General features: G+C 37.0%; 11 protein-coding genes. All 11 read right to left on the bottom strand.

Going from position 1 to position 13,333, the window contains the following annotated elements; translation table 11 throughout:
- Window positions 1–67 precede the first annotated feature (67 nt).
- Complete coding sequence (locus ACERJO_RS00885; protein ID WP_373646299.1) at window positions 68–568, bottom strand: CBO0543 family protein; 501 nt, start codon at window positions 566–568, stop codon at window positions 68–70.
- 17 nt (window positions 569–585) lie between these two features.
- Window positions 586–2,286, bottom strand: a complete 1,701-nt coding sequence (locus ACERJO_RS00880; protein WP_373646298.1) for a GMC family oxidoreductase N-terminal domain-containing protein — start codon at window positions 2,284–2,286, stop codon at window positions 586–588.
- Window positions 2,287–2,297: 11 nt separating this feature from the next.
- Window positions 2,298–2,897, bottom strand: a complete 600-nt coding sequence (locus ACERJO_RS00875) for a hypothetical protein (protein WP_247105237.1) — start codon at window positions 2,895–2,897, stop codon at window positions 2,298–2,300.
- Between the two features lie 156 nt (window positions 2,898–3,053).
- Complete coding sequence (locus ACERJO_RS00870) at window positions 3,054–5,315, bottom strand: GH32 C-terminal domain-containing protein (protein WP_373646297.1); 2,262 nt, start codon at window positions 5,313–5,315, stop codon at window positions 3,054–3,056.
- A gap of 99 nt (window positions 5,316–5,414) precedes the next feature.
- On the bottom strand, window positions 5,415–7,022 hold the full coding sequence (locus tag ACERJO_RS00865) for an ABC transporter substrate-binding protein (protein ID WP_373646296.1): 1,608 nt from the start codon (window positions 7,020–7,022) through the stop codon (window positions 5,415–5,417).
- A 123-nt stretch (window positions 7,023–7,145) separates the two neighbouring features.
- Window positions 7,146–7,748 (bottom strand): YesL family protein, encoded by a 603-nt coding sequence (locus tag ACERJO_RS00860; protein WP_247105234.1) that lies wholly within the window; start codon window positions 7,746–7,748, stop codon window positions 7,146–7,148.
- 32 nt (window positions 7,749–7,780) lie between these two features.
- Window positions 7,781–8,677, bottom strand: coding sequence for a carbohydrate ABC transporter permease (locus tag ACERJO_RS00855; RefSeq protein WP_247105233.1), 897 nt, complete (start codon window positions 8,675–8,677; stop codon window positions 7,781–7,783).
- 15 nt (window positions 8,678–8,692) lie between these two features.
- Window positions 8,693–9,652: an ABC transporter permease gene (locus ACERJO_RS00850; RefSeq protein WP_373646295.1), complete on the bottom strand. Its 960-nt coding sequence runs from the start codon at window positions 9,650–9,652 to the stop codon at window positions 8,693–8,695.
- 41 nt (window positions 9,653–9,693) lie between these two features.
- Window positions 9,694–11,217, bottom strand: a complete 1,524-nt coding sequence (locus tag ACERJO_RS00845) for a glycoside hydrolase family 32 protein (RefSeq protein ID WP_373646294.1) — start codon at window positions 11,215–11,217, stop codon at window positions 9,694–9,696.
- Between the two features lies 1 nt (window position 11,218).
- Window positions 11,219–12,208 carry a PfkB family carbohydrate kinase gene (locus ACERJO_RS00840; RefSeq protein ID WP_373646293.1) on the bottom strand — a complete coding sequence of 330 codons (990 nt, stop codon included), beginning with the start codon at window positions 12,206–12,208 and terminating at the stop codon, window positions 11,219–11,221.
- A 76-nt stretch (window positions 12,209–12,284) separates the two neighbouring features.
- A complete protein-coding gene (locus ACERJO_RS00835) occupies window positions 12,285–13,286 on the bottom strand; it encodes a LacI family DNA-binding transcriptional regulator (protein WP_373646292.1) in 1,002 nt (333 codons plus the stop codon).
- Between the last annotated feature and the right edge of the window lie 47 nt (window positions 13,287–13,333).

The following is a 13,333-nucleotide window of genomic DNA, read 5'->3' as shown; positions in this document are numbered from 1 at the left end:
TCTCCTTCTCCTTCCAATCCTGCTCCTATTCCTTTTTTGATGCAGATTCTCATTTTACCAATATTCTTCAAGAAGCCCCTTCCTCAATCTCTCCACCTTTCATCTTATCGAGCTTTCGAACGGTACAAATGAACAAGCGAACCAACCAAAATGTTAGCGTTAAGACTGTAATCGTATGATAAGCATTCCATCCTTTGTTGAATTTAATCAAATTCGTCTTTTTTTGAATCCAGTGCTCAATCACCCCCATTGGAACACTAAACAAAAAGACACTAAAAAACGTCTTAACTGGCTTCATTTGATACGTAAATTGATTGTACATCACACACAGCATTGGAAAGATTAAATACAAAAACGCAATATTTGAGTCAAAAAACTTTGGCATGTAGCGTATCGGATATTGTACAAACTTCCGTTTAATAACAGGTCCATCCATTAATGTCGAAACGAGTGTTTTAAATAAATAAATGAGTAACCAATCTTTAAAGTGACCTCTCTTTCGAAACAACAATATCCATCCTGACATACCGATTGCCGTAATAAGATACAATAGATTACGATCCCTCATCCTGACGCCTCCATTCATTATGAGCTAAAATACTGTTCTGCAATTTTCTCTGCTGTTCTCGTCGCTAACGCTTGTGTCGTTAATGTTGGATTAGGACCACCAATGCCATTAAAATGAACACTGTTATCTGATATAAATAGGCGCTTCACCTGGAAAGCCTCACAATCACGGTTGACGACAAAACCCATTCTCATCGTTGATTCAATATGAGCAAATAAACTCGCTGGCCAATCCGTTCGAATGATCTCTTTTGCACCTGCTTTACGTAATATGTTAGCGGAAATCTTAGCTAATTGATCACGTTTCATTTTATCCTCTTTACTTGCCGTATAACGAATAACCGGAATGGGGCCATGCTCATCCCTCATCGTAGGATGAACGGAAACGCCGTTTTGTTTATGTGGTTGGTCATCAGTTAAAATGAGGATGCTTAACGAGTTAGGATATTGCTCCATCAACTTTTTGAGCTTATCGCCAACAACCTTACCGCGAACATCCCAATCTTTTTCATTAGATTGTGGAAAAAGCTGATGACTTGAACTAAATCCAAATGTTAAGGAAGCGTATAGACCAGCACTTATGCCAGAAGGCTGGATACACCCTAGTCCCGGATAATCAAGCCTTGCTCCTGATTGTGCCCCAACAAAAGGGTTTACGTTATGTTGCCCAATTATCTTCATTAAATCCTTCTCATCAAATACACCAGTCACCCAGTCCCAATAATGATTCGTTAACCCTTTTCCTACCCAAGCATTTTCTGGCAATCCCGAATTCAGCCATAGCCGAGGGCTCTCGATACATCCCGCTGCCATCACAACGATTTTCGCATATAATTCTCCCACTTCCCCTGTCCACGTATCACGGTATTTTACCCCGGCAACGATTAACTCTCCTGCTTCATTACGATCGGTTAGCAGTTTTGTTGTATATGAATTCGGTTGTATTTCCACATTACCGGTTCGAAGTGCAAGTGGTACATAACTAACCATCGTTGAACGTTTCGCTACTTTATCTACTGACGGTCCATGCGGACAACCATTCACACAATGCCCACATAATGTACATCCTTCCATTTCTGATAATTTATCAATACTCACATTCGGATTCATTAACTCCTTATTGGGGTGGAGAATGGCATTAGGCTGTGGTCGATATCCAGGAGAAGTCGGTGTATTTGTATTAATAAACGACCAGCCATCCTTTTGCGCTCCATAGTAAAATAATTCTTCTTTTGCCGTCGTTGGTGCTGGCCGTACAGGTAAAATATCTTCTACTTTTTCATAATAGGGAACAAGCTCTTTGTAGGAGATAGGCCAATGATCATCAAATGCCGACGCATAGCCGCGAGGGGAGTTCGCCCAATAATGCTGAGTCGTTCCACCAACTCCTGCTGATTGCCAAAGCTGACCTTGTTTCGGAATCATTCGATACCATGGTGATTTTCGTCGATCTGCAGGCCCCCATCTCAGTCGACCAGTTATCACATCATTCATTGTGTGTTCGTTCTTAACAAATTGCTCTCGTAATAGTTTTATATCTAAATCATCAGCTTCTTTACTACTTTTTGGTCCTTTCTCTTGGTTAGGACGGTTCCATTTTTTATTGCCATACCACGGCCCCGCTTCAAGAATAAGAACATTCAACCCTCGCTCCCCTAATTCCTTTGCGATAACCGCTCCACCGCCACCGGCACCAATCACAATGACATCTACATTCATCTTGACCATCCTCATTCTTCAAATTCTGTTACAAGAAACCCCTTCATACCTCGATAGCCTTTAGATGTACCTGGGTAGTGAACCATTTCCCACGTGATACTCGGTCTTTGAACTTCACGCTTCTCAGGCTCAGCAAAACGAGTGGCACCTAGACTAAACCATTCTGAGTAATATCCGAACAACACCATTTGATGGAGAAAGCTCATAATACTTTTAATGAAGACGATATCATTTCGAAAAGGGGCCGGTAATGGCTCTATATCAAACTGGTTCTGCTCAAGCATATAAATCACCTCATGTCTTTGTTCATGGGTAAGTGCCGCAAAATAACTTCCATTGTTCACTTGTGCTACTTGTTTTTTTGAAACAACATATTGTCTAGCTGTATCTTCTAGCATGTCAGCAGTTGGAATCGACAGCTTCACTCGACCTTTCCCCCATTTCTCCTCAATAGAAACAAAATGATCGAGGACATAAATTAAATAGTCATCCAACCGTAAATCTAATGCTCCTAACACTCTTGGAATAATGGCATCAACATACGACATGAAAATCGTACGGTGGGTAGAAGAAGGGTCGATTAATGGATCTTGATTATCATGTAATAGCATCATGCACCTCCTTTTTCATTCAACAGGTCTTTTTTATATAGTTTTGGTCACTAATGGATTATTTATGCGTGTGCAAAAAAGCGTGTTAAAGAGTATTCACTCATTTAACACGCCCAATTATCTATTAGCTGTTACCTTCAATATGGCTAAGAAATATTACATGTATATACTTTTCATTCTCCAAACCTGAATCGACTTAATTATCTGACTCTCTCCCCCCATAATTGAAATTCCGACAGCATCCTCTCTTGTTGGATATACTCTCGTCGTCAGGCTTTTAAGATCATTTATATATGCTTCTACAATTGATTTATCAAGAAATATGCGGAGTTGAATTGGTTGCTTTTGATTTATACCTACTTTGCCGCCTTGCATACCAGTTGTCCACTCCTTCTTATCAAGTGTTGTCTTTGTTCGGTCAACGATTAATTGATCCACTACATGATCATAATATAGTAATGTTTCCTCTACGCGATCTTTTGATTGTCTAAAGTATAAACCAACCTGTTCGCTTGAAAGCTTTTTGATTCGAATGACGATTTCAAGCATTTCACCTTCTATAAATTGTAATGTTTCATTCGCTTGCTCCACAGTAATATCTTTCAAATCGACTAACTTAGATTCTCGAAGTGCTTCCACTTCATCTATTGGTTTAAAACGGATACGGTCATCCTCTCCTAAAAAGACATGAATAGGTAGCCCTCCATTATGAGCCCATCCCGAAGCGTATTCATATTCTAGTGGTCTTTCACCTTGAGCGATGGTAAATAAAATAATTCGCTTAGTAGTCGGATCAATCATTGCACTTGGTCCTGTAAAATGAAAGTCTCCTACATCGAACAAATGAGGTTCTTCAAAATCCGGAATGAATTTGCCACTTTGAAAATCCCATTCACCAACCCAATAATAAACCTCTACATCCGCATCACCATCAACTGGACTGATGATAAATAAATGCTTCTCTTGCCCATGACTGTCTTGACCAAGAGGAAGAAGAATTGGAAGCTCCCATATTTTACCTAGATAAGGGAATTTCACATAATCACTTATGTAAAGAGGCCCACGATGTTTCCAATGAAGTAAGTTCTTTGATTCAAATAATAATGCCGTACCACCTCGTCCTTTTATTCCAGAGCCGACAAGTTGATACCATGTATCCCCTTCTTTCCAAACGAAAGGATCGCGAAAGCCCTCATCATCTAGTTCATACCCTTTAGGTTGGTATAAAATGGGGCGACCATACTTTTCCCATTTTTCAAAATTAGGATCACCGTTATCATCTATGGTACACCTAGCTAAGCCAATCATTTGGTTAGGTATATATTGATGGTTGCCAGCTGTAAAAAATAATACAGGTAGTCCTTTATCATCATAATGAGCACACCCTGACCAAACTCCATCAGGGTCAAATGATTCCAATTCTGGTGAAAGTGCTATCGGCAAGTCTTTCCAATGGATCATATCCTCACTAACCCAATGTCCCCAATGAATATTTCCCCAATAAGGCCCTTGTGGATTATGTTGATAAAAAAGATGATACTTTCCTTTATAGAAGAACGGAGCATGCGGCTCATTCATCCAATGGCCCGGAGGTGACAAGTGATATTGGGGACGATGTCGATCTAATATAAATTCTTGTCGATTGATCACTAAATCCCCAAAATCAATTGAAGGAGGTTTGCCACCATGTTCGCTTAAATATGCCTGATAGGTACTTAAAACTTCCTGTTCTGATAACGCTTTAGAAAATAGACAAACTTCATCCATCAACCCAGAAAACATACCTAAAGCAAAGGTTCCTTCAATCATTTGAGGATCATTAGGCTTACCAATCAATAAATCTTCATTTGCTAAAAGTAGAGACTGTCCAGCTTCAACTTTTTTAGATCTAGACTTTTTTCCATTTTCATAAATAATCATTTCTCCGCTGGGGGCATGATAGGTTGCTACAACATAAGTCCATTTATTTTTAGATAATATCGACTGATCCACCATCAGTTCTTCCCAATTTCTCTCTAAGCCAAGTTGAAACGTAAGGTAACCATATTGTTTTATACCTAATAGAAAGCCTCTCTTTTTGCTTTGATCATTATGACTCATTAAAGCTGCTACATTATCATGATTTAGTCCACCAAATGAATAAGGAGCAATCCACATCGAAACCGACAATTCATTTTTATTTAGTGAAACGTGCTCTTTCTTTCTTTGTACATATGTGGAAAAACCATCGAACCATAATGCCTTTCCTTTTATCCCTTTTTTACGCTTTATATCTCTGCTCGGCTGAAACATTGCATTATGAAAAACATAATGTATTGAATCTTTCATTCCTCCAATTGTATCAATGGTAAACTTCCCTTCATCCTCAAACGACCATTGTGCTATCAAGGTATTACTTAACTTTGTACTCATCTCCATCCGTTTCTCCCTCCAATATCTTTACACTTAAGCACTGAGTGGGACTACAACCATCGAAGGTGTCAGAGGTTGATTCACCTCATGACACCCTATCTATCATTATTCAATATTTGATTTAAACCGATCTAACCCATCCTGATAAATTTCCATTAATTCATTCAATCCCATACGTTCAAGCTGTTCTAAATAATTATCCCATTCGTCTTCAATGCCACCATTCAATAACCAAGATGCTTGCTTTTGATCTACAAAATCCATGATATCAACTTCAAGTCGATTAATTCGATCTAGCTCCTCTTCACTAAAAAAGATTTGTGGGAAATTTTCATCGACTAGATACGGAGCATACACATCTTCAATATCTTGTAATCTCTGCTTCGCTCTAGGCTCCATATCAACTACTGTTCCAAAATCTTCTGCAAGGACAACGGTTGGTCCATTTGGTGCTACTTGTTGACGAAGCTCTCCCATTGAAACTCCTTCTTCTAATTCTTTGTTAATAAGCATTCCATTTTCATCTTCTTCATAAATGATTCCTATTGGTCCCCAACTTATTTGGGCAGACATTTTCGGATCATAAATTTGATCGACCCACCTCATCGTAATCTCCGGGTGTTCATTAGCAGAAGTAATCACAAAGGCTCCTCTTCCATATTCAGAATTATTTGAACGACCTACCATTTTATGACCATTTGGTCCTTCTAAAGGGGGTAACAATACATAATCATCTGCATGTTCAGGCCCAACGATTTCTTCCGTTTCCCACCAAATATACGATCCTAATGTAGGTGGCTCAGTCTTTCCTTTGGCAAAATACTGACTAATATCTTGAATGTATGATTCGGAATCAATTAACCCCTCTTCAACCCAACCATGATAATATTCAATCGCCTCTTTATATTCTGGCTGCACAGCAGTAAAGATTACTTCACCATCACGAACAATTCGATGCTCTGTATTATCTGGTACTCCAAATGCCGCAAACATATCTCCAAAGTTTCCTGTCCAAAAATTATGCATATAACTTAAAGGGATAACATCATCTTTCCCTGATTCATTAGGATCTTGATCTCTAAATGCTCTTAATACATCACCATATTCATCGAGTGTTGTTGGGACATCTAATTCTAATTTATCTAACCAAGCTTTATTTATCGATGTAAAATTGGGAACAGCCGCTAACCCCATCTCTTCTGCTCTCGGCAACGAATAAATGTGACCATCAGGAGCTGTAACCATACTTCTTAGTTCAGGACGTTTCTCAAATATCTCCATTAAATTAGGTGCGTATTGTTCAATTAAATCTTCCAATGGAATAATTTGACCTGACCTGCCGTATCGAACGATTTCATAATCTGTAAAATCCGCATTATAAAAAGCATCTGGTAGCTCATCACTTGCAAACATTAAATTTTTCCGTTCCTCATACCCTTCACCAGGTATATTATTCCATTCGATATGGACATTTGTCATCTCTTCTAACGTTTGAATGATTTCCATTTCATTATAATCAGGTGCTAATGGGGCTTTAGGAGAGACAAAATTCAATGTGATTTTCTCATCAACAACCGGAAGACCGTCTGCATTAAAATGTTGATCTCCATTTTCATTTACCTGTCCCTCATCCTCTCCACCAGAATCCTGAGAGCATGCTACCATAGTAGCTAATAAACAAAACAAACAGATTATTGCAAATTTTTTACCCATTCTTAATTCCTCCCTTTTTTAATAAAGTACAGAACTAAAACACCCGTTTCCCTTGCCCATCACCCCCTTCAAAAAAATAATCAAATAAGCCAATATCTCAAAGTTAATCGTTTACGTAAACGATTAACTAGAATACGGTGCTCCTAATTGCTGAAAGGATTTATAACAAATAACATATATGAAGTAACTAAAAACACTTGTAAAAAACAACATTAAAATTGGAAAGTGATACAAAAGCATTCCCACAGCTAAAAGAAAAGCTAAGCCTATGCTCGTATACTTCCATTGACTAGTTGCTATAAAGAACGCATTTTGAACCAACTTCAATACAGGAAGTTCAAAATGAACAAACACCGGGAATAGATACATACTTGTATAAAGAAAGATAACGAACAACCCACCTATTATGAAAGCCATCAATAAACTAATAATAGAAGCAGTTGGATTTAGTAAATGAAGATTAACAAGCATGATATATGTCAAGGGCAGCCAAATACTAGTTAAGATCATACTTGGCTTGATATTTTTCTTAAAATGCTTGAGAAATGGCATAATTACTCCCTCATCTTTTTTCATATGCCAGTCTCTAATGACACCAAACATGGCAATCGTTCCTGTAAAAAAGGTAACAATCGGTAAACAAGAAAGCAGCCAAAGGCCGTTTAACAATAAATAATTCATGCTCTTTTCCAATGTTTGATATAGACTTGAGCTCAAAACAGTCATATAACTAGCCTCCTCTGCTGTTATGAGGTTCATTATCCTTTTATTCCACCAATCATAACTCCTTGAACAAAATACTTTTGAATAAATGGATACACGATTAACAATGGCAAACTCCCAACAATAATCACGCCATATTTAATAAGATCAGCAATACGTTGCTGTGCCGCAACCGAATCAAGATCACTTACCATCGTAGCTGCTGCTTCATTTTGAATCAGAATATTTCTTAAGATTAACTGAAGCGGGTACAAGCTTTCATTATTCAAATATACAAGTGCATCAAAGTAAGAATTCCAATGTCCAACTGCGTAGAAAAGTACCATAACAGCAATAATTGGCTTAGACAATGGTAAGACAATCTTTAGGAAAAATTTCGTATTTGAACACCCATCTACTTTCGCTGCTTCAAGCATTTCATTAGGAATCGTTGCTTGGAAGAACGTTCTCGCAACAATGATATTCCAAATCGCAACAGCCTTTGGAATGATCATAGCCCACATTGTGTTCACCATTCCTAAGTTTTGAACAATTAAATACGTTGGAATTAATCCTCCTGAAAAGAACATGGTAAATACAAACATAATCATGAAAAAATTCCGACCATAAAAATCTTTCCTAGATAATGCGTAAGCCGCTGTTAATGTTAACGTAACATTTAAAATCGTTCCAATAACCGTATAGATAATTGTATTTTTATAGCCAATCCATATCTTCCCATCCTGAAATATTCTTGTATATCCTTCGAACGTAACCTCCAAAGGGTATAACCACACATCACCAGCAAAAATACGATCTGGATTACTTATAGAAGCAATTACGATGAAGTATAATGGATACAGAATGGCGAGTAGCATAATTGTTAATAATGAGATATTAATTACATCGAATATTTTATCTTCTTTTGTACGTTTAATTGTTGATAAATTCATCCTTTCACCTCACCTTTACCATAGTCCATTACCTGATAAACGCTTTGCCACTCTATTCACATACCATAATAAAAATAAGTTAATAACTGCATTAAATAATCCAATCGCTGCAGCAAAACTATACTGAGCTTGTTGAAGCCCTACTTTATATACATAAGTCGGAATGATTTCTGATGACGTTTGGTTTAACGGTGTCTGAAGTAAATAAGCTTTCTCAAATCCAATGTTCATAATATTTCCTACCGACAATACAAGTAGAATCATAGCAATCGGTAAAATAGCCGGAATATCAACATGAATCACACGCTGTAACTTATTCGCTCCATCTACAATAGCCGCTTCATGAAGTTCAGGATTAACGGCTGCTAGTGCTGCCAAATAAATGATTGCCGCCCAACCCGTCTCTTGCCAAACACTTGAACCTAAATATAAAGGCTTAAACCATGTGGGCTCTGTTAAAAATCGAATTTCATCCATTCCAATTAGAGATAAAAAGTTATTGATAAGGCCATTTCCTGAAAAGAAAACATAGACCATCCCAACTAAGACAACAACAGAAATAAAATGAGGCGCATAAATGACTGTTTGTACAAACTTTTTATACCGTTTAAATACAAGTTGATTTAACATAAGCGCTACAATGATTGGTAATGGAAAAGTAATTAACAGCTGAAGCGCACTTAATGAAAAAGTATTATAAATCAAATTCCAAAATTGATAGGATTCAAAGAATCGAATAAAATGTTCAAAGCCTACCCACGGACTACTTGTTAAGCCAAATCCGGGTGTATAATCACGAAAGGCAATTTGCACTCCATACATTGGAACATAGTGGAAGAGGACAAAATAAATAAATGTCGGTAAAAGAAACAAGTACAATTCCCAATTTTGTTTAATTTGACTCCAACGACGATCATTTTTATTTGGCTCTACAGGTGGTATAGGTTTAGAAAGTTTTTGAAGTACTGGTTTCATAATACCCTCCTTAATCTCCGTTTACTAAAGGTAGCGTTGCTTCATTCATTTACGTTGCCTGCACCTTCACTTTCATCTCCCCAAACACTTTTTAATGCATAAACCTCTAAGTTCAAAATGGTTACCTCGCCACCTTTAATATAAAAAGCCAGTTCCTGACTATCATCATCTGGGAATATCAAATCGGTTAGAACCACTTCTCCCTCTTGAAAAAATAATTCAATTGATGACTTATCGATGAAAATATGAAATTTTACTTTGTTCAAACTTTTCTCAATCGTTGCAACATGCTTCCCTTTAAATTGTTCACTAAATGAAACATCTCCAGAATTTTCTCGATCAATAAACAGTTTATTTGCTAACAGGTTATATCCGACAATAGTACCTTCCTTTTTCTTTGAAGACTTTCGCAATTCAAAGCCAAATTCTTCTGCAGAAAGATTTTCAACTTCAGCAATTAACTCAAAAACCTCTTCCTTCTGATCCTTCAATACATTCATTTCACCGTTTACTACTCGATTGTTCATTTTAAATTTTTCTTGTCGTAGCTTTTTCAGTTCATGAATTGGGTGTTGATGAAGTTTAATATCTCCATTGGCTGTTTGTTTAAGCTCAACCTCACGAGGGATAGTCATTGCACTTCGCCAAGGGCTAGTTGGGACTTCATTTGCATATTCCCAATTACTCATCCACGCTAACCAAATTCTTCTACCATCCTCAATTGGAATATCGGAAAATGACTGAGTAGCGTAGAAATCTTTACCGAAATCAAGCCATAATGTTTTTTCAGGTTCATTCACATTTTTAAATGTTGTGCCATCAAATTCCCCGACAAAATATTGCGCACCTGATCCTCCTGCTACAGCACCCGAGCCTATGTCCACTTGCAATATCCATTTTTGATTTAATAAATCTCCATTAACAGGTAATGAGAAAAGATCAGGACATTCCCAAACACCACCATGAGCACCCTCAGATTCACCGAATTCACTAAGAAACGTCCATTTCCTTAAATTTGTTGATCCATAAAGCATTACTTTTTGACCGGCAGCTAATACCATAATCCACTTTTGAGTAACCTCATGCCAAAATACTTTTGGGTCTCGAAAATCTTTAATATGTTCGTTAGGGATAACAGGATTATTTTCATATTTTGTCCAAGATTGTCCTTCATCTAAGCTATAAGCAATACTTTGTGTTTGTACACCTTCATTTGAATGAGTAAAAATAGCAACTAACCCCTCTCCCCCATTAAAAAAGCCAGATGTATCATGCCAATCCACTACTACACTCCCTGAAAAAATCATTCCTAATTCATCTGGTTCTAAAGCAATTGAACAGTGCTGCCACTTCACCATATCATTACTTTTAGCGTGCCCCCAATGCATAGGCCCCCATGTATTTCCTCCTGGATAATATTGATAAAACAAGTGATACTCCCCTTTATAAAAAACCAACCCATTAGGATCATTCATCCAATGCTTTCTAGGACTAAAATGGAATTGAGGACGATATTTTTCTCGATAATCTATTCTTGCTTCTACTAAACTATTAAGGTCTGACATACTAACACTCCTCCACTAAATCTTGTAGCAAACTATTTACATCTTCCTTACTTGGAAGCGCTGCAATTGCCCCTCTGTTCATTGTAGTTAACGCCCCACATCCATTAGCAAACAGGACTATTTCTTTTAATAAGCGCTGTTGTCTAGTAACTTTTTCTAAAGAGATTGAATCATGTAATATTTCTGCTAATTTATAAAGAAATCCACCAACAAAAGCATCTCCTGCCCCTGTCGTATCTACTGTATGAACTTTTATTGATTGCACATGATCAAAGCCGTATTTTGTATAAAACGAGCACCCTTTATTTCCTTTTGTGATCAGAACTAATTTAACATCTCCTTTCATAACCTTCTTGACTGCCTCTTGCTCTTTTCTATGATGTGTCAAAAAGTACAATTCATCTTCACTTAGCTTTACTATATTCACTTCAGAGAGCTGTTCCAAAATTTGTTCGCGGGCTATTTGTTCACTCGGCCAGAGACCAAGTCGTATATTAGGATCAAAACTAATAATTGAATGTCGTTTTCGAGCATATTTTATAGCTTGTTTCGTTGCGCTTCTTATCGGTTCATCAATTAAGGAAATAGAGCCAAAATGAAAAATGGGTGATGAGTGGAACCAATTTTCATTTATGTCTTTACGCTCTAACAACATATCGGCTGCTGGTTGACGATAAAACATAAAGTCTCGTTCCCCATTTCTTTGTAACGATACAAACGCAAGGGCAGTATTTGCCTTATCTGTTCTTAATAGATAATGAGTATTTACACCGTTCTCAGATAAAACCTCCTCTACATACTCTCCGAAAGCATCTTTCCCTACCTTTCCTATAAAAAATGACTCTCCGCCTAAACGTGCTATTGTAGCACTTACATTGGCAGGCGCACCTCCGGCAAACTTTTTAAACTCTGAAACTTCTTTTAACTTATAACCATTAACAGTCGGAACAAAATCAATCAACACTTCTCCTAGACATATGATTCTTGTCATTTCTACACCTCCTTATTATAGTAATCGTTTACGTAAACGATTACGTAAACCATTAAAGAAATCAATGTAAGTACACTTACACCGATTTTCTTGAAATAAACTCTGAAGGTAACAAAACTTGTTCTCCTTCATACTCCTTTCCATTTTCTATACGTTCTAAAAGAATACGCACTGCTTCCTCACCCATTTCAAATGATGGCTGTTTAATAACCGAAATAGGTGGAGACGTAATCTTCATCCAATCATAATCATCAAATCCAATAAGAGCAATATCATCAGGAACCTTCAGGTGATTTTCATTTAAATACCTTAATGCTCCCATCGTCATAACATTGTTTGCAACAAAAATTGCAGTTATATTTTGATTTTCAACCAATTCTTCTGCAAACTTATATCCACTATCAAAGCAGGATTCCCCTTCTTTAATACATAAATTGTCGATAGGTAAATCATTTTGTTCATATGCCTTTTTGTAAGCTGCTAACCTCTCGTCGCTTGTCGATATTCCTAATTGTCCAGTTATAAACCCAATTTTCTTATGATCCTTTTTCATTAACAATGTAATAGCTTCTAATGTGCTACTATAACTATCTGCGATAACAAGATCTCCATTGTATCCAACAGGTTTGCGATCAATAAAAACCACTGGATACTCTCCACTAAAATGTTCAAGATAAGGCTCCACATTATCAGCTGTTGGTGCAATAATGAGTCCATCTATCAACTGTGAATTAAACAGTTTAATTTGTTCAATTTCAGTTTGAATATTTTCATGAGAATTACCCAAAATCAAATTATAGCCTTGTTGCTTTACAATCGTTTCAATTCCATTTGCAATGGACATAAAGAAAAAATTTGATGTATCTGTATATTGCATAGGGACTATCAAACCTATAATCATAGATTTTCGACTTCTTAAGCTTTTGGCAACTAAATTCGGTTTATAATCTAGTTCTTTCATCGCTAAAAAAACTTTATCCTTCGTTTCTTTTGCAACATAACGAGTTCCATTAATCACATGTGATACTGTTGCGGTTGATACTTTCGCTACTTTAGCAACATCTTTTATACTAGCCATCTCTTACTCCTTTGTATCCCACTTAGGTAAACGTTTACGTAATCGTT

It is taken from the genome of Halalkalibacter sp. AB-rgal2 (genome assembly GCF_041821005.1).
GTDB lineage: Bacteria > Bacillota > Bacilli > Bacillales > Bacillaceae_D > Halalkalibacter.
This window is presented reverse-complemented; position numbering and strand designations above follow the sequence as displayed.